This window comes from Bradyrhizobium sp. HKCCYLS2038, from assembly GCF_051167655.1.
GTDB lineage: Bacteria > Pseudomonadota > Alphaproteobacteria > Rhizobiales > Xanthobacteraceae > Bradyrhizobium.
Genome location: NZ_JBNPTM010000015.1, coordinates 24,571 through 48,655 on the forward strand (window position 1 = coordinate 24,571; position 24,085 = coordinate 48,655).

Genomic DNA, 24,085 nt, shown 5'->3' on the forward strand with positions numbered 1-24,085 from the left:
CCGAGCTCCCGCAGATCAGAGCTTCATCCTCAGTGGAACATCTGCACGCTGGAGGGCTGGTAGCCCTGTCCCGGCGCGAGGAAGCGCCGGAGCTGCTCGCGGCCCTGGTCCTGGGCCGCCGCGCGCTGTGCGGTATCGAGGCTCTGGGCCCGCCCCTGCGCGGCCACCGCGGCCGTGAGATCGGCAAGCTGCTGCGCGTGCAGCGCCAGGATCTGATTCCCGGCCTGGGTCACCTGCAGCGCGCCGCTCGCGCCCTGACTGGCCGCGACCAGTGCCGCCGACTGGCTCTTGACCGCATCGAGGTTGCCAACCACGCCGGCCTGAACCTTAAGCGCATCCTGCAAGGCGGCGACCGACGTCTGCCAGCGCGCCTGCGCATTGCCGACGAGATCCTGATTGGACGTGTTGCCGGTCGCTGGCGCGTAAGTCGTCGAGAATGCGCGGTCGATCTGCTGGACGTCATAGGCCAGCCGCTGAGCCCGCCTGAGGAGATCCTGGGTACGCTGGATCGACTGCTGCAACTGCGCCAGCGAGGAATAGGGCAGGCTCGCCAAGTTCTTCGCCTGGTTGATCAGCATCTGTGCCTGGTTCTGCAGCGACAGGATCTGATTGTTGATCTGCTGCAACTCGCGCGCGGCTGTCAGGACGTTCTGGGCGTAATTGTTCGGATCGAAGACCACGAGTTGCGCTCGCGCCGGCGCCGCAATTGCCAGAACAACGGCCACTGCGGACGCCACCACACGATACATCCGCCTCATGGCCGGGTCTCCAAGTTCTCAAGGCTCGGAATGAGGTCGGCGGCCCAGCCGACATTGCGGTGGCGGAGCCACGCCGCGACAAATCCCTCCTTCCCGGCTGCCGCAAACACTTCCGCAACGGCGGCCTGATCGGCCTTTGACGAGACGGCAGCAAACGCAAGCCCGACTTCCCCCAGCCCAAGCTCGAACATGCGATTGCCGCGGCGCGACTGGCAGTAATAGTCACGCTTCGGCACGGCGCGGCTCAACAGCTCGATCTGGCGATCGTTCAGCCCGAAGCGGCGATAGATCGCTGTGATCTGCGGCTCGATGGCCCTCTCATTGGGAAGCAGGATCCGTGTCGGGCAGCTCTCGATGATGGCAGGCGCGATCGGCGAACCATTGATGTCGGACAGAGACTGGGTCGCGAAAACGACCGAGGCGTTCTTCTTGCGCAGGGTCTTCAGCCATTCCCGCAACTGGCCAGCGAAGTCGGCATCATCCAGCGCCAGCCAGCCCTCGTCGATGATCAGCAGCGTTGGACGGCCGTCGAGGCGCTGGGCGATCCGATGGAAGAGATAAGCCAGCACCGCGGGCGCTGCGGCTGTCCCGATCACCCCCTCGGTTTCGAAGGCCTGCACCGATCCGTCGCCGAGCGCCTCGTGATCGGCATCCAGCAGACGGCCATGTGCGCCATCGAGACAATACGGCTTGAGCGCACGCTTCAGGCTGTTGGACTGCAGCAACACTGAAAGCCCGGTGAGCGTACGTTCCGCCACCGGCGCCGATGCCAACGAGGTCAGGGCGGACCAGAGATGCTCCTTGGCCTCCGGCGTCACGACAATCTTCTCGTGCACCAGGATGCTCGTGATCCAATCGACGGACCAGGCGCGCTCCCCGATGTCGTCGATGCCCGCCAAGGGCTGCAGCGCGACGGCGGCCTCCGTCTCCGCCGACAGCGCACCACCGAGATCGTGCCAATCCCCGCCCATAGCGAGCGTCGCGACCCGCATGGAGCCACCGAAGTCGAACGCGAAGATCTGTGCACTGGGATAGCGACGAAACTGCAGGGCCATCAACGCCAGCAGCACCGACTTGCCCGCCCCGGTCGGGCCCACCACCAGCGTATGGCCGACGTCACCGACATGCAGCGAGAACCGGAACGGCGTCGCGCCTTCCGTCCGGCCGAACAACAGCGGCGGCGCCTTGAGATGATGATCGCGCGTCTCGCCGGCCCAGACCGCAGATAGAGGGATCATATGGACCAGGTTCAACGTCGACAGCGGCGGCTGTCGGACATTGGCATAAACATGGCCTGGGAGGCCCCCCAGCCAGGCTTCGACGGCGTTCACGCTCTCCGCCAGGCAGGTGAAGTCGCGGCCCTGGATGACCTTCTCGACCTGCCGCAGCTTGTCGTCCGCCCGTCCCGGATCGGCATCCCAGACGGTCACCGTCGCCGTGACATAGGCTTGGCCAACGTCGTCGGATCCCAAGTTCTGCAGCGCTGCATCGGCATCGACTGCCTTGTTGTGCGCATCCGTGTCGACGAGGCTCGCCGCCTCGTTGGTCATGACCTCCTTCAGGATCGCCGCGAGCGATTTGCGCTTGGCGAACCATTGTCGGCGAATGCGCGTGATGAGCTTCACGGCATCCCGCTTGTCCAGCATGATCGCGCGCGTCGACCAGCGGTAGGGAAGGGCAAGCCTGTTCAGATCGTCGAGAATCCCCGGCGTGGTCGCCGACGGGAAACCGATGATGGTGAGGATCCGCAGATGGACCGATCCGAGCATAGGCTCAAGGCCGCAGGTCAGCGGCTGGTCTGCGAGCAGCCCATCCAGATGCATCGGGATTTCTGGAACCCGGACCCGCTGACGCTGCGTCGAAATCGTCGAATGCAGATAGCTCAGCACCGCCTCGTCACCGAGCCAACCGCATTCGGGCATGAAGCTGGCAATCAGCTGGATGATGCGGTCGGTACGGTCGATGAAGCTACGCAGGATCTCCCGGCCGTTGACGCCGTCCGATTGCGATCTGCCCTCGTAAATCACGCGCTCGGAACGAGCGACGTCTTCCCGTGGCGGCAGGAACAGAAAGGTCAGGTAGTAGCTCGACTCGTAATGAGCGCCCTCCTCCTCGAACTGCGCCTTGCGTTCGGCATCCACCAACGCGGACGCCGCGTCCGGAAACATGCAAGGCGGATAAGCTCCCGCCGAATGCCGCTGTGCCTCGACGAAGATCGCCCAGCCCGATCCGAGCCGCCGCAGCGCGTTGTTAAGACGAGCCGCCACAGCAACGAGTTCGGAGGCCACGGAGCTCTCCAGATCAGGTCCCCGGAAGCGCGCCGTCCGTTGCAGCGAGCCGTCCTTGTTGAGGACGACACCTTCGTCAACCAGCGCGGCCCAGGGCAGGAAATCTGCAAGCCGGATGTTGGTGCGGCGATATTCGGCGAGATTGAACATAGCTCTACTCACTGACCGAGATGACCGGGAATACGCAGGTGACGGCGCACGACTTCGATGAAGGACGGATCACGCTTCGTGGCCCAGACCGCGATCATGTGGCCGACGAACCAGAGCAGCAGGCCGAAGAACCAGAGCCGGAGCCCCAGCCCGAGCGCGGCCGACAACGTGCCATTGACGATTGCAACCGAGCGCGGCGCGCCGCCGAGCAGGATAGGCTCGGTCAGGGAGCGGTGAACCGGAGCGACGAAGCCTTTCACGTCTTCATCCATCAGATCACCACCCCGCCACCGAAGGCGAAGAACGACAGGAAGAAGCTCGACGCCGCAAAGGCGATGGACAGGCCGAACACGATCTGGATCAGCCGCCGGAAGCCGCCCGAAGTTTCACCGAAAGCCAAAGAGAGCCCGGTCGTGATGATGATGATCACCGCAATGATCTTGGCGACCGGCCCCTCGACGGAGAGCAGAATCTGATTGAGGGGTTGCTCCCAGGGCATGTTCGAACCCGCGGCCCAGGCAGGAGACGCCAGTAGAATCGGGGCCGCTAAGGTCACCCAGTTCGCTCCAGCAAGATGCCGTTCCGTCCACTTCACCATCACTGATCCTCCAAGGGCACGAGAAGGTAGTCTTCGACCGACGCGAGCCCTTCGACGCGGACAAGCTCGCTCAAGCGTCGTTCCTGGCCGCGTCCTGTGAGTACAGCGATGACATCAATGGTCTCCGCGATCAGAGCGCGCGGCACCGTCACGACCGCCTCCTGAATCAACTGCTCAAGCCGCCGGAGCGCGCCGAGTGCCGACCCCGCATGGATCGTGCCGATGCCACCGGGATGGCCGGTGCCCCAGGCCTTCAGAAGATCGAGCGCTTCAGGGCCGCGCACCTCGCCGATCGGAATGCGATCGGGACGCAGCCGGAGCGACGATCGGACCAGGTCGGATAGGGACGCAACGCCATCCTTGGTTCGAAGCGCCACGAGATTGGGTGCGCGGCACTGCAGTTCGCGGGTGTCCTCGATCAAAACGACGCGGTCTGAGGTTTCGGCGACAACGGCTAGCAGTGCGTTGGTCAGTGTGGTCTTGCCGGTCGACGTGCCGCCGGCCACCAAGATGTTGCAGCGATCGAGCACCGCTTGCCGCAAGCTGCTAGCTTGCGCTGGATTCATGATTCCAGAGGCAACGTAATCGTCGAGCGTGAACACCGCGACGGCAGGTTTGCGGATCGCAAAGGTCGGGGCGGAGACGACGGGCGGCAGCAAGCCCTCGAAGCGTTCTCCCGTCCCGGGCAATTCGGCGGAGACGCGAGGCGCACCTGCATGGACTTCTAGCCCGACATGGTGCGCGACAAGGCGGATGATCCGCTCGCCGTCAGCTGCCGGAAGCGTTTCACCTGTGTCCGCCAACCCAGACGCGAGACGATCGGCCCAAAGCCTGCCGTCCGGATTGAGCATCACCTCGACGACACTCTGATCATCGAGAAGCTGCGCGATGGCCGATCCCAAAGCCGTCCGCAGCATGCGCGTGCCGCGCGAGACCAACTGCGTCTGAAGACCTTCGACCACCCCGTTCTCCGATCCTGAGAGCGCGAATATCGGCTCTGCGTGACCGGATGATCAAAGAATGCGGAAGCAAGTATGGAGCAAGGACCGCTGCGTTCCGTTCGTGTTCTGGCGTAGGAAAGCGTAGATTCCCATAGCTCCACGCCGACGCATGATCGTGTGGATGGTCGAGTCTGGCTTCGTCGCAGGGACGAATTCGCGCAGGTGCGCTTCGGGCATCGAAAGCCGGCTGGAAAGGTTTCGTTCAGTCGAGCAAGGCCCAGGTCTTCGAAGCTTTCTTCATTCGCTCATGGCAATGGGCTCGTCGCCCAGGCTCATCCGATGTTCGATTCCATCATCGCTCGTGGTCTCATCGTTCGGTAGCAGGCGAACGGGGCAACAAGAGTCGGCACTCAGACGCTTGAGTAGCGCGTTGACAACCGTATCAAGCGAACGCGGAAAATCCGGCGATGTAATCGCGTCCGATCGACCCGACGGCCAACTCTCGGGTTCACGTATTCGACACCCCGCTCGAAACCGGACCCGATATCACGCGGCATGACACCCTTGAAGATAAGGGCTATTTCGGGTCATCTAATTGCGTGCCCACCCTGGCTCGCGGCAAACACTAGCTTGCATCATAGCGGACGCGAGCCTCTTGGATGTTCTCCTGATTGGTGTTCGCCCACGTCACGAGCGCCATGACGGGCGCAAGAAGCGTGCGTCCTACCTCCGTCAGCTCGTAATCGACGCGTGGCGGGATCGTGGGAAACAATGTCCGTTTCACCAAACCGTCCCGTTCCAGTCCGCGCAAGGTGATCGTCAGCATGCGCTGTGAAATGCCGTCGATCTGACGCCGCAGCTCGTTGAACCGAACTGGTCCCTCTTTGAGCGTTGCGATGACGTACAGGCTCCATTTGTCGCCGACGAGATCCAGGATTTCACGGACCATCCGGCAGTCATCACCTTTGCCCGGGGGTAGGAAAATCAATGTCACCGAGTGTCATTCGAGTGCCTTCTTGCGAGGGACTGGGCGGTCACCTTAATAGGGTTGGTAACAAGATGTTACTACCCAATTTACGTCGGAGCAGTCATGACCCAAATTCTTCTCGTTACATCGAGCCCTCGTGGCGCCGAGAGCCTTTCCACCCGCTTCGCGACCGAGATCGCTGAAGGCTTGAAGGATCGCTTGGGCGGTACCCTTTTGACGCGCGATCTGGCGGCCAACCCGCTGCCGCATATCGCGCAGGCCTACATCCTCGGCCGCGTTATTGCTCCCGAGGCGCGCACGCCCGAGCAGGTCAAGGCGGTCGGCCTTGCCCAGAAGCTCGTCGATGAGGTGAAGACGGCCGACGTGATCGTCTTGGGTTCGGGCATGATCAATTTCGGCCCGTCGTCGCAGCTCAAGGCCTGGTTCGATCATATCACTTGGCCGGGCGTGACTTTTGGTTACAGCGAAGCGGGCCGCCCGCAAGGATTACTGAACGGCAAGAAGGTCTATCTCGTCACTGCCGCAGGCGGTGTCTTCTCGGACGGCGACTGGGCTGCCTTTGATTTCCAGACGGGCTATCTGCGCCACCTTTTGGGCTTCATCGGCCTGACCGACATCGAAATTGTCCGCGTGGAAGGTACCGTCTTCGGGCCTGAGGCTGCCAAGGCCGCCATCGCCGCCACCGAAGCCCAGGTTCGCTCGGTCTTGGAAAAGGCCGCCTAAAGGCAGCCGACCGACTGCGCAAGATGCGAGCGCGAATGTACTCAAAGTCCCAAGGTCGTCGGCTCAACAATCAGAGGGATAACAAAATGTTGCAAATTGATCTCTACACCGAGATCACCTGTCCCTGGTGCATTATCGGGCATCACCGTCTCGACAAGGTCCTGGCTGAACGTTTCCCTCTGCTGGACGTAGATATCCGCCAACATCCGGTCCTTTTGCTTCCCGATGCGCCGGCTGAGGGCCTCTATATTCCCGATCTTCTCCTCTCACGTTACGGCGTGACGGACCCTAAGGGGTCGTTCGCCCGGCCTGAGGCGGAAGCGCGAGCGTCCGGCCTTGACCTGGACCTGAGCCGCCAGCTGTGGACTTACAGGACGCAGCCGGCGCACGGGTTGATCCTTGCGGCGCGAGCACGGGGTACGCAGCATCAGCTCGCGGTCGCGATCACCGATGCCCATTTTCTGCAAGCTAAGAACATCTCAGACATCGATGTCCTCGCGGATATCGCAGTAGCCTATGGGTTCGAACGCGAAGAAGCCCGCGCGATCGCGCTCGATCCGGAGCAACACGGACGTGTCGAGCAGGAGGCGGCCCGATCGACGGCGGCCGGGGTCAGATCAGTTCCTCACTTCGTCTTCGGCGGGCGCATCGCCATAAACGGGGGACGCAGCGAAGACGAGATTGGATCGGCCATCCGTCAGGCTGCTTGACCCGGCGCGTCCGGCTATGGGCTCGCCATCACAACAAAACACGTAGATTCTCAGTCTACCATGCACCCGACGTGGCGTGATCGCTGATCAGAATTGGATGCTCCTGGAAAGACGCGGCGTCGGGTCCGCTTAGCTCGTTACCATCCAGACCGAGCTGCAGGCTGGACGGCTCCACCGCTCGCTTCCCACGCGAACTTGCGAACCAAACCAGTGCCGCGAACTGCAGCGCGACGTTCACACCGAAAGCCACCTGATATGCGAAGATTGGATAGTGACCGTCATGCTGCGCCCACTGCGCCAGCAACAGGCCGGTCCCATATTGGGCCAGAAACCCCCATCCAAAGTGCACGACGTTCAATACGCCGTTGGCGCGCCCGGCCATCTCCTTCGGAAAGTAGTCTGAGATGATCGCAAAGCTCAGCACGGTCGCTGCGCCCACGATCGCGATCATCAACCAGGGAACAATCGGAGGCACGGGTAGCCGGAAGACCAAAGCCAGCTGAGCCAGGATGAACAGTCCGCCTACGATTGCCAGCAATGTCTCGGACCTGATCCCCTTCTTGCGTGTCCAATTGGCCAGGGTGCCGAGCAACCACGCGCCGAGGCTGAGCATGATCGCCGTGGCACAGAGCGCCGTCACCACTTGGCTTCGGGTCATGCCCTCCACTTCGGTCAACCACGCCGGCGCCCAGAGCCCTTGCATCGACCAGGCCGATCCAATGCATGCTCCCGACAACGGCGCGACCTTCCAGAAGCGTCGGTCGGTCAAGATACTCCGCAGGCCACCTCCAGCCGGTGCGGAAGCTGCATCGTTTTCGCGTTCGGGGACCAGGAAGTAAATCAGGACAGCAGTGCCTGCCGTGGCGACCGCCAGGATGTCGAACATATCGCGCCATCCGGTCCGAGCCAGAACCGCTTCTGCCGGCAAGGTCGCAGCGACGGCGCCGAGCGCACCGAGCATGACCATGTAGCCGTTGACGAGGGCCACGCGCTCGCGCGGAAACCAGAGAACGATGGCCTTCAGCCCAGCGGTCAGCGCTGCCGCGACGCCCAGCCCAATCACGGCGCGCGATGTCATCAACGAGATTGGTCCCGTCGACCGCGCGAACCCGGCCGCACCCAATGTTGCGACCACGAGCAGCGCACTCTGAACGCGCCGCGGTCCGTAACGATCGAGCATCATCCCGACCGGAATTTGGACGGCCGCAAGCACCAGGAAATAGACCGCTGTGATCAGACCGAGGTCTGCGGCATTCAGGCTAAGCTCGGCGGCCAGGCGTTCGGAGACCACGCCATTGATCGTCCGGAACAGGTAAGACAGGAAATAGCCCGCTGCGAACGGCATGAACACGAGAGCAACAACGAGCCAACCGGGAATCCCAGCAGAGCTGCCCGTCCTCGCTTCGGCAGCCTTCCGACCGAACATGAAGTCCGGCACGGGACGACCCGGATCGATGGTCCTGGATTGCTCAGCGCATCCCTTCAGACGCAAGGCGAAAGGGATCCTCGCCGCCCTCCTGGGCGGCCGGCATCCCCCAGGACACTTCTGTGGTCGGAGCAGCTCCTAGAGCCGATCGTGTATGGCGGGCTGGAGCTCCGAACGGCAAGTCCTCGTCTTGCTGATGTTGACCTCCAGAACCTGCAACCCTCGCCTGCTCGCGGGTCTCATCTTCGCCGTCGTGACGCGTCTGACAGCCGTCGACGGGCGCGGCGGAGCTCACTCCAGCACCGCCATCTCGGCCGAGCGACGTCAACGCCAGATGATAGCGAGCATGGAGAGCGACGGTGTCATTGAGCGCCCTGAGATCGCACTTGATGCTCTCGAGTTGCCGCGCCAAGCCACCAAGGCGATCCTGCTGCGGCACAGATTCCGTGGGCTCGGCGAGAAAGCGCTCCAAGGCTTTTTCGATCAGAACGGCGCGGTTGACACATCGCTCCTCAGTCGCCCTCTTCAAGCGACCGAGGATCTCGTCGGAAAGCTGCAGCGTGATCTTTTTCTTCATCGTACGGACCCTATTTGGTCCGTCGATAAGCGACCCTCCGCTGGAAGGCATCCATGGCGACCTGGCATTCGCGGTCAGGCGCAGAAAAAGAAGCTCTGGCGTAGACGCCTGCTTGGCGACAATCGAAGCCGCCTATCAGCTGCTTGGCTCCTCCGGCTCCTTCCGCACGAAATCCTCCGGGATCTCGCGTAGAAAGCTCTGGCCCTTCTGGAGACGCCGCCCGAGTGCCTCGACGAAGCCCTCGAACCTCTCGCGTCCCTTGATCTGCGCCGCCGACTGAGCCTCGTTTGGAAGCGGCGGCGTAACGGTCAGCCAGAAGCGGACGAACAGCGCCAACGTCTCCGCGAGAATTCCGACATCCCGCTCCAGCCGCTGCATCTGGCGAGATAGCCTGTCGAGTCTTCGGGTGAACGCGGCCTCGCGCCGGTCGGCGCCATCAGGCGACAGGAACGACAGAACTGCCGCCTCCACGATCGCCGAGCGCGACAGCTTCTTGCGATCCGCGAGCTCCGTGATCTGCTTCAGGAGCTCCGGCGGAAAATAGACATTCATGCGATCACGCATCGACCGTCCTCACAGACCCATGTCGTCGCCTGGATCGAGCGCCGCCTGGCGCGCGACACCCGTCATGGTCGGATCGCGCGCGTTATTCGGGAGCGTCGCCTGATCATCGTCGAGCATCAGCGAGAACTCGTCTGCTGGCTCGACGATGGTGGCCTCACTCGCGATCGCGACGTGCTCCGGCAGCTCGGGCTCCCGGCGCAAACCGCCATTGGCCTGATCTTCGCGAGCGGGCGATGGATCTTCGGATTTGGACAGAGCCGGGAATATCGGCGCCAGCGCCGACCATACATCCGCTCCTCGCGTCAGAACGGACCTCGCGATGTCTGGGGGCGGCAGAACACGCGCGATCAGTCTTGGGTCTTCGAAGTAGCGGACTTTCTTCGCCCGGATCGGCGGCGCGCCAGCGACCATCACGATCTCATCCGCTGCCGGCAGCTGCATCACCTCGCCCGGCGTCAGGAGCGCCCGCGGCGTTTCCTGGCGCGAGACCATGAGATGTCCAAGCCAAGGCGCAAGCCGATGGCCGGCATAGTTCTTCATCGCACGCATCTCGGTGGCAGTGCCGAGCGCGTCGGACACACGTTTGGCGGTCCGCTCGTCGTTTGTCGCGAAACTCACGCGGACGTGGCAATTGTCGAGGATCGCATTGTTCGGCCCATAGGCTTTCTCGATTTGATTGAGCGATTGGGCGATCAGAAAGCTCTTGATTCCGTAGCCAGCCATGAAGGCCAGCGCAGACTCGAAGAAGTCGAGCCGCCCGAGTGCTGGGAATTCGTCCAGCATCATCAGCACGCGATGCCGGCGCTCTCGCGCTTGTAGATCCTCGGTCAGCCGCCGGCCGATCTGGTTCAGCACAAGCCGAATGAGCGGCTTGGTCCTCGAGATGTCTGAAGGCGGCACGACCAGATACAGCGTCGCCGGCTCGTCACCCGCAATCAGGTCCGCGATACGCCAGTCGCAGCGGCCTGTGACCTCGGCCACGACGGGATCGCGGTAGAGTCCAAGGAACGACATCGCCGTCGAAAGCACGCCTGACCGTTCGTTCTCGGATTTGTTCAGAAGCTCGCGCGCGGTCGATGCGATGACGGGATGCGGGCCCGCCTCGCCCAGATGCGGCGTTGCCATCATGGCCATCAGCGTCGTCTCGATCGGCCGCCTGGGATCGGACAGGAAGGCCGCAACACCAGCCAAGGTCTTGTCCACCTCCGCGTAGAGGACGTGCAGGATGGCGCCGACCAGTAGCGAATGACTGGTCTTTTCCCAATGGTTGCGCTTGTCGAGCGAGCCTTCGGGGTCGACCAGGACGTCGGCGACGTTCTGGACGTCCCGGACCTCGAACGCTCCGCGCCTGACCTCGAGCAGCGGGTTGTAGGCCGAGGCCTTCGGGTTGGTCGGATCGAACAGCAGGACCCGGCCGTGCCGCGCCCGGAAGCCGGCTGTCAGTTGCCAGTTCTCGCCCTTGATGTCGTGAACGATGGCCGACCCCGACCAGGTCAGCAGCGAAGGCACGACGAGACCCACACCCTTGCCCGACCGCGTCGGCGCAAAGCAAAGGACGTGCTCGGGTCCGTCGTGGCGGAGATAGCGCGGCCCCAGCCGGCCCAGCACGACACCGTCCTCGCCGAGCAGCCCGGCTTTCTCGACCTCACCAGGCTCGGCCCAGCGCGCAGATCCGTAGGTCGCAACGATCCTCGCTTCCCGGGCCCGCCAGAGCGACATGCCGATCGCGGCAACAACGGCCAAGAGACTGCCGAGCGCCGCGATGGCCGCGCCCTCGGTGAACACGCGAGGCGCATAGGCATCGTAGACGAACCACCACCAGAAGAATGCCGGCGGCCAATAGACCGGCCATCCTGCAAGCCAAAACCAGGGTGGTCCCAATCGCGGCTGGAACGCCAGTCGCCAGGCCGTCCATTCCGTCGCGCCCCAGAGCGCAATCAACACGATCAGTGACACCGCAAGGATTTGGCCCCAGAGGATTCGGGTCGCCGGCATGGATGCTCTCCTGATTTGATCAGAGGCTGAGGTCGCGCTTGCGACCGAGTTGCCATTCGATGCCGCTGGCCTTGGCGAGGCCGGTGACGGTCTTGCCGAGCCGGCTGTCGAGCTCGCGCGACCACGGGACCAGGTAGAAGCCGAGCCCATTGTCGATCATCGCGAAGCGCCCGGAGGCAAGCGCGAGGCGCTGGCGATAGGTTCCGGCGACTGGTGCGCCTGGCGACACCGGTAGAGGCGGCAGATTGAACTGGGCCGACAACCGCGCACCGACTGCGTCAAGCTCGCGCTGTCGCAAGGTCTTCAAGAGATCGCGCTGCACGATGATCCGCTGGCCTTGGCGCCGCGCCAGACCCTGGTCCGCGAGATACTCGGCCCGCGCACGGAGAGCATCCCGGGCCTCGGCGCCGAACCCACCAAGCGCCAGCGGCATCGGATCGCGCTCGACGAGGCGATGATCGAGCCAGGTCGCGCCCTCCGCAGTGATCTGCTCGGCGAGACCGAGATCGGAACGCGTCGCGAGCAGCAGGGTCGGCCGCGCCTCGTCCGGCCCACCAAATCGCCTGACCTCGACGACGCCACCAACCGGCGGCGCCTGGGCGAAGGCCTCGGCCCCACGGAACCGGACATGATGCGCCCGGCCGTCGACGCCATCGATCACGGCGTAGGCCTCGCCGGTCAGTTCATCCTGCAGCCCGCGGTCGACCAGCCGGCCGATGATCGGCGACCGAGCATCCGATCCCTCAATCGCGTAATCCGCAACCGACCGCTCTTCCCCGCGCGCCGCGAAGGCTTGGTGCATCGTTTTGATGATGTCCCCGCGCAAGCCGAGCTCGCGAAGCTTCCGCTCTGCACCGAGCTCGAGCATCCACTCGTTGGGGCCGGCGGCGCTCGCTAGCCCCAAACGTTCCAGATATTGCAGGCGCCCACGCATGAGCCGGGCCACCGCGGGATCCGGAAGCCCCGCCGCGTCCTGCCGAAGGTCGATGGCGCCGACCTCGTCCGCCGCCATCCGGATCTCGCGATCGAGCCGCGTCCAGCGATCAGCGGTGATCTCCTTCTCGAGCGCGTTACGGATCTCATGTTCCGGCTTCGGGCCAAGTTCGATTGCGACCAGCTCTTCGGCGCGCGAGCGCAGGCCGCGGCTGATGTAGTCGCGGGAGATGACGAGGTCCGCGCCGCTCTCGTCGACGCCACGCACGAGGACATGGATGTGCGGATTGTCCGTGTTCCAGTGATCGACCGCGATCCACTCCAGCCGCGTCGAAAGATCGGCCTCCATCTGTCGCATAAGATCCCGGGTGAAGGCCCGGAGGTCCACCATGTCGGCGGCGCCCTCGGGCGAGACGATGAAGCGGAAATGATGCCGGTCACCCCTGCCCCTCGCTTCGAATCCCGCATCGTCCGCCCGATCGCCAGCCGCATCGAACATCGTGGCCGGCTCACCATTGCGGGTCACCCCGTCGCGCTTGAGATAGGCAAGATGGGTCGCAAGAGGCGCTGACCGAAACGCGCGCCCCGTGTGCCTCGCGATCCGCGCCTTCACGGCGACGCGACGCACGGGGGCAAACAGACGCTCGCGGCTGAAGCTGAGCCGGCCGCGCCCGAAGGTCGAGTGAGCCCGCACCGCATGACGTCCATTGATCGTCGGCAAGCGCGCGACGTGACCGGCTGCATTGGCGGCCCGCAGCACACGATTGATGAAGCTCTTGGTGCCTCGCCCGTGGCGAATGCGCCCGGGCCGGATACGGAACTCGCGCTCACTGGTGCTCATGCAAAGCGCCTCTGAGCCGCAAAACCACCCATAGTGCCGAAAACAATATTGATCGTGCTACCAAAAACCCCGAGCGCGGCACGCGCTCCGACCGACCGGCACGGTTGAACACAAGCCATGTCAATGGCTTGGCGTTCAACAGGCGAGCCGCTTTTATCTTGCCCTAGAAGATCGCCCGTAAGCGTCCGGACCTTGCACGTCTTTTCGGTAGTACGTTGTCGCTCCATTTCGGGTTCTCTGCTGCTGTGGAGAATCTCCGGTGGGATCCAAACATTTCGAGAACAAAGCGCGCCGCGAATGGTGGTCGCTGCACATCGAAGCATGGCGTCGGAGCGGTCTCGGGATCCGCAAATACTGCCAGCAACAACGTCTGACCGAGAACACTCTGCGGCGTTGGCTGAAGCGGTTGGCCGGCAACGAGACAGCGCTTAAGCTCGAGAAATATCAGACGGAATTGCGCCGCGAGCGCGCCCGGGAAGAGCGGGAAAAGGCGCTGCGAAAACAGAAGCAGCGCAGGTTCACGGTCACTTCGGATGTGCGCAATCGGGCGTCTCAGGCGTTCTGGGCGATGCACGTCGAGGCGCTGAACTGGAGCGGAATGGAGCTCCGCGCCTACGCTGCGGCGATGCAGCTGTCGCCGCATTCGCTGCGCAAATGGCGCGACCGACTGGCCACCGGCGAGGTCACGATCGACTGGCGCGCCCATCTTCATCCCTCCGCCCGTCCCGTTGTTAGCACTAGTGCTAGGAACTCACAGCCCGAACGCCGCTTGACAGCCGTCGAAATCGGCGATCCGGCCGCGCCCAAGGCACCAGCTAGGCGCTTCTTCAGCGACGAGGAGAAGCTCGCGATTGCCAGGGAAACCGAGCTGCCGGGCGCCAAGGTCTCTGCCGTCGCGCGCAAGCACGGCATCGTCACCGGGCTGCTGTTCCGCTGGCGCGCGCAGTTCGGCATCGCGCAAAAGAAGCGCTCCAAGCTCGCCCGTGTCGTGCTGCCTGACGACATACCGGCCGCACGCGCCCTGCTCGATCTCGTGCGTCCACCGGAGGGCATGATGGCCGTCGACCTCGCTGACGGACGGCGTGTCTTCGCTCCCGCCGGCAGCGATCCGGATGCCGTGCGAGCGCAGATCGAGATCAAAGAGGCCGCACAATGATGTTCGTTCCGGCTGGCGTGAAGGTGCACCTGGCGCTTGGCTACACCGACATGCGGAAAGGCATGGATGGCCTCGCGATGCTGGTGCAGGACACGCTGAAGAAGGATCCGTTCTCCGGTCATCTGTTTGCCTTCCGCGGCAAGAAGGCATCGATCCTGAAGGTCCTGTTCTGGGACGGGAACGGGCTGTGCCTGTTCACCAAACGCATCGACCAGGGCGGCTTCGTGTGGCCGGTGATGGCGGGCTATGATGGCTCGATCACGCTCACGCCGGCGCAGCTCGCGATGCTGATCGAAGGCATCGACTGGCGCGCGCCAGAACGCGTATGGAAGCCTGCGATTGCAGGATGATCTGCAAAAACCGGTGCTGAACTGAGTTGCGATTCTTCTTCGAATCAGCGTGTTCGAGTACCATCGGACATGCAGATCGATCTCACCAATCTCCCCTCCGATCCTGAGCTTCTGCAGCGCCTGGTGCGCGACATTGCTGCTGCGATTGATCATCGCGACACCGAGATTGAGCGTCTCAAGTCCATCATCAAACAGCTGCAGCGGATGCAGTTCGGTCGCAGCTCCGAGCGTATTGATCCCGACCAGCTTGCACTCGGTTTGGAGGATCTCGACAGCGACATCGGCCGCGTAGAGGAAGCGCAACCGAAGGTCACTCCGGAAGCAAAAGCGCCACCGCGACGTCGCGCGCTGCCAGATCACCTGCAGAGAGAAGATGTTCTTCTCGACATCGACAGCAGACTCTGCAGCTGCTGTGGAGGTGCTCTTCATCTGATCGGCGAGAGCGTCAGCGAGATGCTGGATTGGATGCCCGCTCAGCTTCGCGTCGTGCGCACCACGCGTCCGAAATACGCCTGCCGCACCTGCAACGCGGTGGTGCAAGCCGGCGCGCCGGAAAGGCTGATCGCAGGTGGTTTGGCCACGCCCGCGCTGCTCGCGCACGTGTTGATCAGCAAGTATTGCGACCACCTTCCTCTCTATCGACAGTCGCAGATCTTCAACCGTTACGGCATCGATCTCGGCCGTTCGACGCTCGCTGGCTGGGTCGGCGGCGCATGCTGGTGGCTCGAGGCTCTGCACGAACGACTGTGCAAGAACCTGTTCGCCTCCAACCATCTCTTTGCTGACGACACGCCGATCCCGGTGCTCGATCCAGGCCGTGGACGAACCAAGACGGGAAGGCTCTGGGTCTACGCACGCGAACAGCGACCATGGAGCGGACCCGAACCTCCGGCAGCCATCTATCTGTTCGCGCCGGACCGCAAAGCCGAACGTCCAGCCGCACATCTTGCCGCCTTCAAGGGCATCCTGCATGTCGACGGATACGCCGGCTTTGAGCAACTGGCCGACAAGAGCAACATCACGCTCGCCGCATGCTGGAGCCATACGCGGCGCAAGTTCTACGACGTGGCCGAAGCCACCGCATCGCCCGTGGCCACAGAAGCCTTGCGCCGGATCGGCGAGCTCTATGCGATCGAGGCTCGCGTCCGCGGACAATCTCCCGCCCACCGTCTTGCCGAGCGCAGGACGTTCTCCAAGCCGATCGTCGACGCTCTGAACGTCTGGCTCGATGCACAGCTCCGCTTGGTCTCCGGCCGCAGCACGCTCGCTGAAGCGATCCGCTACGCGCTCTCGCGCTGGCACGGCCTGACGCGCTTCCTGAACGATGGCCGCGTCGAGCTCGATACCAATCCGGTCGAACGCGCGATCCGTCCTATCACCCTCGGCCGCAAGAACCACCTGTTCGCTGGCAGCGATGGTGGCGGACATCGTTGGGCAGTGGTCAGTTCGCTGATCACGACGTGCAAGCTGAACGACGTCGAGCCCTACGCTTACCTCCGGGACGTCCTGCAGCGGATGATCGACGGACATCCCGCCAACCGCCTCGACGAATTGCTGCCGTGGAGCTGGAAGCTGGCTGATCATGTCAAGACCTGAAGCCATGTGCAACGGCCGGACGCTTACGATCGCCCGAGTCTGACCTGACCTTCGCGATCCTATTAGTTCGTGCGTTCGCGCTTTGTGTCGTACTCTCGGATAGTCCCGAGAAGACACGGCGATCTTGAAACAAGTCGAGAACGCTCGCGACCGCCAATGGCTCACGATTTGGGCCGATCCGTTCGTCCGATGTCGGGCCCGAAGCCTTCCGGATCATCGGCCGACGCACATCGGAGATGGCGATGAACGGCATCCATTTGACGGGAGAACTGCACCAAAGTCCGTAGAGTAGTTGCAGAAACCGCAGCACCCGAGGCGACAAACGGAGCACATTGGGCCGCGCCGGAGATGCTTGCGGAGGGGTATATTCGCGACAGAAAGCGCGCTCAAACCTGCAATGTTCCGTGGTCGAACAATGACCATTTCTGCAGCCTAAGCCCACAATGAACATTGGCTCGCCGTGCGTTGCGGAGCCGTTCCACCCCGCCGGTCGGCACAGAGATAGGTTCACCGTGAGCTGGCGTCCGGCGGTCTCAATCCTGCCGGTCAGGACGCCAACATTGGCGTTAGCACTAGTGCTAGCAGCGCTGCTAAGGGCGCCTGAACCGCAGCAAGACTCCACGAGTTCCTGCAGTTGCTTTGCACGCGGAGCGCAGATCGAGCGCAACATCACGGCTCCCTCGTCCACATAGGAACTGCGCGTCCGATGATGTCCGACATCGCCGTCAAACCGAAATATCGGCCATCCAGCGAGACATCCGACTGCCAGTTCATCAGGAAGATCTGACCGTCGCCGACGATGCGGCAGCCCTGCCAATCCGGCAGCGGATGGCCCCTCCGATCAGTCTGTTGCGCGGCTCCGACCTCGACATCATCAACAATGATCGCAAGCTCGTGGCGACAGACGGTTTGGCCGGGAAGGGCAAGGATCCGCTTCAGAATCGGCACGCCGACCGGCAAGTAACCGCCGGCAGCGAGCAGCGTCGCTAGCTGCTGATCAGGCCTCACAACGACTAGCTCGGTGACGTACCAGTCGCGGACCTGCTGCACCGCGTAGAGTCCGATTGGCACGCTTTCAGAGGCATTCCAGATCAAGCGCGGCCGCGGATTGAGCGCACTCGTTCCGAGCAGAAGTGACACGCCGGAAAGCATCGCCACGGCAATGGAGAAGCGCCGTCTCATGGCATGATGCTCCGGCGATGCAGCCATGCCCGGTGCCGCAGTAGCGTGTATGGCCGCGGCGGTTCATTGGCCGTGAAGCGGTTTTGAACGTGCCGCCAATGATCCGGTGCGACATCCGCCGGATCGATGCCGAGCGCCTCGATCGCGTCGATGTGCTGCAACACGCGTTCGACCTTCGGCCAGCCGAATATTTGCAGCAGGATGGCGGCTCCTGGTCCGACGAACGGCACGGTCGCGCAGGCCTCGCCGGCGCGGACAGCCTGCAGAATGTCGATCCGCGACAGCACCGTGCCGTAGTCATTCGACGACCAGCGGACGAACGCAAAGACGCTGCCCGGCGTGAATGAGACCACGCGACGATAGTGATCGAGCCGCTGGTCTTGAACGGTTCGGCCGAAACGGATGCGGTTCTCGATCTTGCCCTGCAGCCATAGCAGCTGCACGCGTGTCAGCTCGCTCATCGGATCATCTCTCGATTGGACAGGATTGGGAGGCGCTGGAGGGCCCGGCACGAGCGCACAGAGGGCTGCTCGAGCACCCCTGAGGACGGCTCACACAAAGGCGGCATGCGTCCACCGGCGCGGCGCTGACGGTGCCCGTTAGACAAAATCCGAAGGATTTTGCAGTTAGGTAAGTTAAGGGGCCGAAAAGCTGAGCCGGCAGAGCGGCTTAAAGCCGATTTTGGTCCCCGATAGCACGAGGATCCGGTCCCCGATAGCACGAGCCTTGCGGTCCCCGATAGCACGAGACAATTCACAGCTTGTCCCCCGCAGCGCTCGGTGAGTGATGCTTGGCGAAGCGCCGAGCGACGGGATCCGTCATGGCGGCCGTGAAGTTCAGCCGCTCGGTTCCGTTCGGATCGCGGGTCAGCACGAGCTCGTAGCCCGGCAAAGCCTGGCGGCGGACGATCTCGCGCAGGTCATAGGCGAAATGTTTGAGCGGTGAGAGGCTGCCGGACTTGGCGTGGAGATAGCCGAGATCGAAGCTCCAGCCGCCGTCCTGATGACCGCCATGCTTGCGCACGAGACGATACAGCCAGCGCTCCAGACCGCCTGTCAGTGCAAAATATTGGCGGTCGATCGTCAGCACGAGCGCATCGTCAATGACGCCCGAATAGAACCAATCCGGCAGGATCAGCTGCAGTCCGGAGGGCTTGCCATGCACATCGGCGGTCTCCTTCCACTCGTTGATCCAGGAGAAGCGATGCCGCCGCCGCTCCGTCGGCTGGCGGATTGAGGTCAGCACGGTCGTCGATTGCAGACGGTCAAGACCTGCTTTCAGACGGTCGTAATCGCGCACGCTTGTGCCGCGTCCGACGAAGTTCAGGATTTCATACGGCGTCGCCGCCATCAGGCGCGACGTCCTCAGTCCGGCGTCACGCGCTTCGACGATCTGCGACGCTGCCCAGATCAGAACATCCGCATCCCAGATGGTCGCCATGCCATGCTCGGGGACGGCCTCGACACGGATCGCGACGGTGCCTGCGCGGAAATCGATCGGGACCACGCGCTTGGCTTTTGCCAGCGAGAAGAACGGATAAGCCATCAGATCCTGCGCATCGCGTGGCGCGAGATCGCCCGGCAGCGCGCGAAACAGATCGAGCTGCGCGCGCTCGGATGTGCGCAAATGACGCATGCTCACGCCCGCACAGCCCGCTGCGTACGGCGCTCTTTGCCCGCATAGGGAACGAGGCCGGGATGTCGCTTCGCCGGCAGAACCGTCCCCTGCCCGGGATCGGCGGTCGACGTTTTGGTGCCGCGATCGACCCAAGACTTGAGGTCGTCGAGCGCATAGACGACGCGGCCGCCGATCTTGCGATAGGTCGGGCCAGTGCCGTAGGTCCGATGCTTCTCGAGCGTGCGGCCGGACAGGCCGAGATAACGCGCAGCCTCGGGTGTGCGAAGAAAGCGCGGCGGAAGACCGGCCAAGGAATCGGACATCTGGCAACCTCCAGGACAGACCTGCGCGCCTGCGCGTAGTGCAGCGCGTCGACGGTCAGCATGGAGGCGTAAGCCAGCGTAGGGGGAGGCCGCAGATCGAGGGGGCCGTTTCCGGCCACCTCCTCAATTTCCGTGAAGCTATTCGTCCTTGCGCGGCGGTCGCAGGAGTTGCCGATATCCCCCGCGGATCAAGGACAGGCCGTCCTCAACCAGACGTCTGGTAAGGCTGCGCACATCGCTCGTCTTCCAAGCGCGCGCGGGAATGCGCGCTGCGCCGAACAGCACTTCCGCAATCGTCCGATGACTATTGCCCTGCTGCCAACCGTCGAGCGCGCGCAAGATCAGCACCAGGCGCGTGCGGCGCTGCTGCGTCAAGCCGTCGGAGGCGGGTCCAAGCGGCTGCGCGCGCAGAGCACGCCAGAGACGGTCGGCGGCCTCGTTACGCATCTTGAAGTCGCGATCGTACGGCAGCAGCACCGCGTAGGACACCGTGCTCAACGGCTTCCTGCGCAGCCACACACGGTGCTGGCTCGTGCCGATCTGCACGACGACATGCCAGCCGTCCGTCGCTCGTCGGAGCTGATCCGGCGTGAACGAGGGAAGCTTTACGATCGGCGCGACAACCGGCACACGCGTGCCGAGTTCGACAAGCGCCAAGACAGTCGACAGCTCCTCAGGCGCCCAGAACACCGACTGGGCATCGAAAGGCAGCGCTGGATCAGCTGCGAAATATCAACCCCCAATGCTTCCGGAAGTTGGCAGGCGCATTGCGATCAGGATGGGCGATCGCTGAGAACTGCGCACAGTAGTTCGGTGATCGGCGAACACCCTCCCAAGCAAAGCCTGGACGGTCCGCGCGATGAATGTTCGCGTAGGCCTTGGGTGAGCGCCAATCGAATTCCGACATCGTGCTGTCCTCATCAGGTTAGGACTGCAACGCAATAGGCCAATGATGGCGCCATTTAAGATTGTTGAAGAGATTCTCGACTCGCATAGGTAAATTGATGCGGGCTACAGCCCAACCCAACTACACGATTGCTTGAGACGATCGAGTTCCGTCCTGGTTGCACAACTTCAGGTCTCTGGGGGACTACGTAGGAAGCCCTTGTAACCTTCCTCCGACAGCCACTTTGCACGCGCCAGATGACTGTCGAATGCGCGGCGCGCGCGTTCGGGTTCGCGGACCGGATCAATGTGCAGAACGATCTGCGCGACCTCCTCCCAGTCAGCGCCGGCCTTCTCGGCATCGAGAAGACGGAGATAGGTGACGAGGTGCTCCTCGTCATACCGGGTCAGAACAGGATCGCTCGGAGCCGTATCGGCGACATCAGGATCAAGCGGGGGAAAGGACATTGGTCAAAACCTACAAAGTCAAACACAACGCTCGCTCTTGGCCGACGATAGAAACGGGAGCAGCCCTACAGCAGACCGGGACAAGGCACCATTAGCCAACGTAATCAATCGCTTGGTCCCGATTTGTAGAAAATACTCCGTGGTGAAATACTCGACAAGCCTGTGCTGTCTTGGAGATGAACATCCGAGACGTCTTGGCCGCCAACTTGAAGCGCTTGCGCCGAACCAAAGGCGTTTCGCAGGAAGAACTCGCCCACCGCGCCGATATCGATCGGACCTATATCAGCTTGGTTGAGAGAAGCCGCAATGCCGTTTCGATCGACGTGCTCGCCGCTCTCGCGGCTGGCCTCGGCGTCGAGCCGGCAGACCTGTTGAAGCCGACGCCGCCGGCAGTGGATCTCAACAAGAAGGGGCGACGTATTAGAAACCGGTAATGCCAAAGCGTGCTCAAAATTTGGCGTTGGCCGAGGGAAGTTCGTTGATCGCGCCAACGGGCGCTCATCCGGTCGCAGCAAGGGCAGCTCCCTGCTGACCGCCCAGCAGATCCTCTGGCCAGCCGTCAGACCGTTCCGACGCCCGAGGGATCGATGGTCCGTACTGACTCGCCAGGGGTAGCGGCAAGACGGGGCGGCCGCCCCAAGGCGTAGCGGCTTCCCTTCACCGAGGTCGGCTGGAATCAATGAGGCATGACCGCCCTCACCCGCCGCCGCGATCCTCAAGCCTCGAACGAGACTTGGCGCATCTATTTCGGAGATGTCCAAGCCGGCACAATTGCGAAGTGCACGGCAGGTCCTTCGGGAACACCGGCCTGGCAGTGGTTTTGCGGTTTCTACCCTGGCAGCCACCCGGGTGAGCAGACCCTCGGTACGGCGGCGTCGTACGAAAAAGCCCGATCTGAATTCCAGACGGCTTGGGGCGTCTTCGTCGCCCGGCGCTCGCCGTCCGATTTCGATGCTTGGCGTCGCGACCGGGATTGGACCAGGTGGAAATACGCCATGTGGGACGCCGGCTGCCGCCTTCCGACCCAGAGCTCCACAGGCCGGTCACGCTGCTTCTGCGGCGCAGAGATCGACTTGCGCACAACTGATCACCACATCTTCTCAAGCCACATGACCTCACCGCGATAGTGCGGACCGCGGATACAGATCCCGATGTGCAATCTCTACTCCATGACCAAGAACGCCGATGCGATCCGACGGCTTTTTGGTGTCTCGCCGGCCGACGACCACACCGGCAACCTGCCAAGCCCGCCCGGCATCTTCCCCGACTACCCCGCTCCGATTATCAGGAATGGCGAGGCTGCGCGCGAGCTGGTGATGGCGCGCTGGGGCATGCCCTCGTCGCAGAGGGCGCTGATGGATGCAACGAAGCGCCGGGCCGAGAATCTCGAAGCGAAGGGCAAGACGGTCGACTTCAAGCAGTTGCTCCGGATGGAGCCGGATAGCGGCACGGCCAACATTCGCAACGTCAAAAGCGCCCATTGGAAGCGCTGGCTAACGCCAGCGAACCGTTGTCTGGTGCCATTCACATCGTTCAGCGAGTACGACACCATCGACGGCAAGAAAGTGCCGGTGTGGTTCGCTGCCGACGAGAGCCGCCCCCTGCTCTGTTTCGCTGGGCTTTGGACCAACTGGACGTCAGTGCGCAAGATCAGGGAGGGCGAGGTCACCTGTGATCTCTTTGGCTTCCTGACCATTGAGCCAAACGCGGTGGTCGCCCCGATCCACCCGAAAGCAATGCCGGTGATCCTGACCACCGAAGAAGAGCACGACGTCTGGCTGCGTACCCCCTGGAACGAGGCTGCAACGCTGCAGCGACCGCTCCCCGATGAAACTCTGCGTGTCGTCGCACGAGGCGAACGAGAAGATCCCGAGCTTGCGTAGCCCGGCCTTCGAGTAGACCGGCTAGAGGCCAACGCAAAGAGGGGCCGCGGTCTCTTCTCAGACGCTGAAAATGAGGCGTTGGCCCACTCGCCAGACCATCAAGATGCCGGCTGAAGCTCGGGCAACCTCCAGGAGCCGTTAAGAATTTCCTTGCGAGGGCGGTAAAGCCGCATCGTGAAATTCCAGCCCTCCACGATCGGCAGGCAGTTCGGGGTGTTCTTGCTGCAACCTCCGAACTGAATCACATAGGCGCCCATGGCGTCCGGTTTGGCTGTGAGATTGTTGAGCGAGTAGGCCCCGAGCGCGTTCTTCTCGAAGAAGCCTTGTCCGTTGTAGACGCTGATCGACCAGAACCCGTCGACCGGCACATCCTTGAGCGTCAAGCGATAAGCCGTCTTGCCGTCGTTTCTTTCCGGGAACACACTCTGGTAATCTGCCGCATAACGCGGGTTGCCGCCCCAGCCGATCGCGGTCCCAATGAGATGATCGATCGGATCGACTTCATCCTTCCTGCCGAAGCGATCGACTGTACCTCCGAGCGACCCGAGGCTCTCGAGCGCGGCCCTGGCCTTGGTCTGCGAAGACTGATCCCAGTCCGGCACGTCGAATTTTCCCACGCCTGCCTGTCGTACCTCGATCGCGTCCTGCACGGCGTTCGCGGCTTTCACGTCCTGCGGGTCTTCCGGATTGGCAAGCGTGCGGATGATGACGTAGGCGTAGCGGGTACCTACCTTGTCCTTATCATAGGCGAACTTGCCAGGACCGTAGACGACCTCGGTCGTATAGTGATCCTGCGAGATCACCTGCATCGACATGAAACGCTTGCCCGCGTCCGGCAGCGTGATCGTGAGCGGTCCCGCTTCCAGGTCGAAGACCCCATGCGAGTACAGGGTGTCGCGGTTCATGCGCACCACGTCCTGCTTGTCTATCGACGCCATCTCGCGGCGGTGCGTGAGCTTGCCAAACGAATCGTCGCCGACGGCCGCCTTGCGGAAGTAGAGGTCCGTCTCCGCGCGAACGAAATTGTGGACGTTGACCAGGTTTGGTCTGGCGTCCTGAGCGATCACGGCACTAGCGGGCATCAGGAGCATGAGAGCAACTGTAGAAAGGGATGGAGAATTCATTGCTGAAGC

26 protein-coding genes are annotated in these 24,085 nt (G+C 62.9%); 7 read left to right on the forward strand and 19 right to left on the reverse strand.

Annotated elements, in window-relative coordinates:
* Positions 1–29 precede the first annotated feature (29 nt).
* The 6 genes from trbJ to ACQR1I_RS34895 form a co-directional block, all read right to left on the reverse strand.
* Positions 30–758: a P-type conjugative transfer protein TrbJ gene (gene trbJ / locus ACQR1I_RS34870; RefSeq protein ID WP_434871051.1), complete on the reverse strand. Its 729-nt coding sequence runs from the start codon at positions 756–758 to the stop codon at positions 30–32.
* Entirely contained in the window at positions 755–3,196 is a 2,442-nt protein-coding gene (gene trbE, locus ACQR1I_RS34875) for a conjugal transfer protein TrbE (protein WP_434871052.1), read from the reverse strand. The genes trbJ and trbE overlap by 4 nt, the downstream gene beginning before the upstream one ends.
* A gap of 8 nt (positions 3,197–3,204) precedes the next feature.
* Entirely contained in the window at positions 3,205–3,468 is a 264-nt protein-coding gene (locus ACQR1I_RS34880; RefSeq protein WP_434871053.1) for a VirB3 family type IV secretion system protein, read from the reverse strand.
* Entirely contained in the window at positions 3,468–3,794 is a 327-nt protein-coding gene (locus ACQR1I_RS34885) for a TrbC/VirB2 family protein (RefSeq protein WP_434871054.1), read from the reverse strand. Before ACQR1I_RS34885 ends, ACQR1I_RS34880 begins: the two co-directional genes overlap by 1 nt.
* The gene (gene trbB, locus ACQR1I_RS34890; RefSeq protein ID WP_434871064.1) at positions 3,794–4,711 is read right to left on the reverse strand and encodes a P-type conjugative transfer ATPase TrbB; all 918 of its coding nucleotides are present in this window, start codon (positions 4,709–4,711) and stop codon (positions 3,794–3,796) included. Before trbB ends, ACQR1I_RS34885 begins: the two co-directional genes overlap by 1 nt.
* Before the next feature lie 649 nt (positions 4,712–5,360).
* A complete protein-coding gene (locus ACQR1I_RS34895; protein WP_434871065.1) occupies positions 5,361–5,684 on the reverse strand; it encodes a winged helix-turn-helix transcriptional regulator in 324 nt (107 codons plus the stop codon).
* Positions 5,685–5,825: 141 nt separating this feature from the next.
* On the opposite strand from ACQR1I_RS34895, the gene ACQR1I_RS34900 reads away from it, so the two are divergent.
* A complete protein-coding gene (locus ACQR1I_RS34900; RefSeq protein ID WP_434871055.1) occupies positions 5,826–6,446 on the forward strand; it encodes an FMN-dependent NADH-azoreductase in 621 nt (206 codons plus the stop codon).
* 86 nt (positions 6,447–6,532) lie between these two features.
* A complete protein-coding gene (locus ACQR1I_RS34905) occupies positions 6,533–7,156 on the forward strand; it encodes a DsbA family oxidoreductase (RefSeq protein WP_434871056.1) in 624 nt (207 codons plus the stop codon).
* Between the two features lie 55 nt (positions 7,157–7,211).
* On the opposite strand, the gene ACQR1I_RS34910 is transcribed toward ACQR1I_RS34905, so the two are convergent.
* The 5 genes from ACQR1I_RS34910 to ACQR1I_RS34930 form a co-directional block, all read right to left on the reverse strand.
* The gene (locus ACQR1I_RS34910) at positions 7,212–8,582 is read right to left on the reverse strand and encodes an MFS transporter (RefSeq protein ID WP_434871066.1); all 1,371 of its coding nucleotides are present in this window, start codon (positions 8,580–8,582) and stop codon (positions 7,212–7,214) included.
* A gap of 43 nt (positions 8,583–8,625) precedes the next feature.
* Positions 8,626–9,159, reverse strand: a complete 534-nt coding sequence (locus ACQR1I_RS34915) for a CopG family transcriptional regulator (protein ID WP_434871057.1) — start codon at positions 9,157–9,159, stop codon at positions 8,626–8,628.
* 135 nt (positions 9,160–9,294) lie between these two features.
* Positions 9,295–9,723: a CopG family transcriptional regulator gene (locus ACQR1I_RS34920; protein WP_434871058.1), complete on the reverse strand. Its 429-nt coding sequence runs from the start codon at positions 9,721–9,723 to the stop codon at positions 9,295–9,297.
* Between the two features lie 9 nt (positions 9,724–9,732).
* Complete coding sequence (locus ACQR1I_RS34925; protein WP_434871059.1) at positions 9,733–11,718, reverse strand: conjugal transfer protein TraG; 1,986 nt, start codon at positions 11,716–11,718, stop codon at positions 9,733–9,735.
* A gap of 19 nt (positions 11,719–11,737) precedes the next feature.
* Complete coding sequence (locus tag ACQR1I_RS34930) at positions 11,738–13,492, reverse strand: relaxase/mobilization nuclease domain-containing protein (RefSeq protein ID WP_434871060.1); 1,755 nt, start codon at positions 13,490–13,492, stop codon at positions 11,738–11,740.
* Positions 13,493–13,751: 259 nt separating this feature from the next.
* On the opposite strand from ACQR1I_RS34930, the gene tnpA reads away from it, so the two are divergent.
* The 3 genes from tnpA to tnpC all read left to right on the forward strand — a co-directional run bounded on the left by tnpA (position 13,752) and on the right by tnpC (position 16,594).
* On the forward strand, positions 13,752–14,648 hold the full coding sequence (gene tnpA, locus ACQR1I_RS34935; RefSeq protein WP_434871228.1) for an IS66 family insertion sequence element accessory protein TnpA: 897 nt from the start codon (positions 13,752–13,754) through the stop codon (positions 14,646–14,648).
* Positions 14,645–14,998 carry an IS66 family insertion sequence element accessory protein TnpB gene (tnpB, locus tag ACQR1I_RS34940; protein ID WP_315717967.1) on the forward strand — a complete coding sequence of 118 codons (354 nt, stop codon included), beginning with the start codon at positions 14,645–14,647 and terminating at the stop codon, positions 14,996–14,998. Before tnpA ends, tnpB begins: the two co-directional genes overlap by 4 nt.
* Positions 14,999–15,067: 69 nt before the next feature.
* Positions 15,068–16,594 (forward strand): IS66 family transposase, encoded by a 1,527-nt coding sequence (tnpC, locus tag ACQR1I_RS34945; RefSeq protein WP_434871229.1) that lies wholly within the window; start codon positions 15,068–15,070, stop codon positions 16,592–16,594.
* A 669-nt stretch (positions 16,595–17,263) separates the two neighbouring features.
* Here the strand turns inward: tnpC and ACQR1I_RS34950 are convergent.
* From ACQR1I_RS34950 to ACQR1I_RS34980, 7 genes are all read right to left on the reverse strand, one after another.
* Positions 17,264–17,776 carry a S26 family signal peptidase gene (locus tag ACQR1I_RS34950; RefSeq protein WP_434871230.1) on the reverse strand — a complete coding sequence of 171 codons (513 nt, stop codon included), beginning with the start codon at positions 17,774–17,776 and terminating at the stop codon, positions 17,264–17,266.
* A complete protein-coding gene (locus ACQR1I_RS34955) occupies positions 17,773–18,237 on the reverse strand; it encodes a DUF2840 domain-containing protein (protein WP_434871231.1) in 465 nt (154 codons plus the stop codon). Before ACQR1I_RS34955 ends, ACQR1I_RS34950 begins: the two co-directional genes overlap by 4 nt.
* A 292-nt stretch (positions 18,238–18,529) precedes the next feature.
* Complete coding sequence (locus ACQR1I_RS34960; RefSeq protein WP_434871232.1) at positions 18,530–19,411, reverse strand: replication initiator protein A; 882 nt, start codon at positions 19,409–19,411, stop codon at positions 18,530–18,532.
* Positions 19,412–19,413: 2 nt separating this feature from the next.
* Positions 19,414–19,716, reverse strand: coding sequence for a helix-turn-helix transcriptional regulator (locus ACQR1I_RS34965; protein WP_434871233.1), 303 nt, complete (start codon positions 19,714–19,716; stop codon positions 19,414–19,416).
* A gap of 138 nt (positions 19,717–19,854) precedes the next feature.
* Positions 19,855–20,262: a DUF2285 domain-containing protein gene (locus ACQR1I_RS34970; RefSeq protein ID WP_434871234.1), complete on the reverse strand. Its 408-nt coding sequence runs from the start codon at positions 20,260–20,262 to the stop codon at positions 19,855–19,857.
* 172 nt (positions 20,263–20,434) lie between these two features.
* Positions 20,435–20,623, reverse strand: coding sequence for a transcriptional regulator domain-containing protein (locus ACQR1I_RS34975; protein WP_434871235.1), 189 nt, complete (start codon positions 20,621–20,623; stop codon positions 20,435–20,437).
* A 167-nt stretch (positions 20,624–20,790) separates the two neighbouring features.
* Positions 20,791–21,069: a DNA -binding domain-containing protein gene (locus tag ACQR1I_RS34980; RefSeq protein WP_434871236.1), complete on the reverse strand. Its 279-nt coding sequence runs from the start codon at positions 21,067–21,069 to the stop codon at positions 20,791–20,793.
* Between the two features lie 176 nt (positions 21,070–21,245).
* Between ACQR1I_RS34980 and ACQR1I_RS34985 the strand changes: the two genes are divergently transcribed.
* Both ACQR1I_RS34985 and ACQR1I_RS34990 read left to right on the forward strand, forming a co-directional pair.
* Positions 21,246–21,503 carry a helix-turn-helix domain-containing protein gene (locus ACQR1I_RS34985; protein WP_434871245.1) on the forward strand — a complete coding sequence of 86 codons (258 nt, stop codon included), beginning with the start codon at positions 21,246–21,248 and terminating at the stop codon, positions 21,501–21,503.
* A 717-nt stretch (positions 21,504–22,220) separates the two neighbouring features.
* On the forward strand, positions 22,221–22,952 hold the full coding sequence (locus tag ACQR1I_RS34990) for an SOS response-associated peptidase (protein WP_434871237.1): 732 nt from the start codon (positions 22,221–22,223) through the stop codon (positions 22,950–22,952).
* A gap of 98 nt (positions 22,953–23,050) precedes the next feature.
* Here ACQR1I_RS34990 and ACQR1I_RS34995 read toward each other — a convergent pair whose 3' ends face one another.
* On the reverse strand, positions 23,051–24,076 hold the full coding sequence (locus ACQR1I_RS34995) for a DUF1254 domain-containing protein (protein ID WP_434871238.1): 1,026 nt from the start codon (positions 24,074–24,076) through the stop codon (positions 23,051–23,053).
* Positions 24,077–24,085 lie beyond the last annotated feature (9 nt).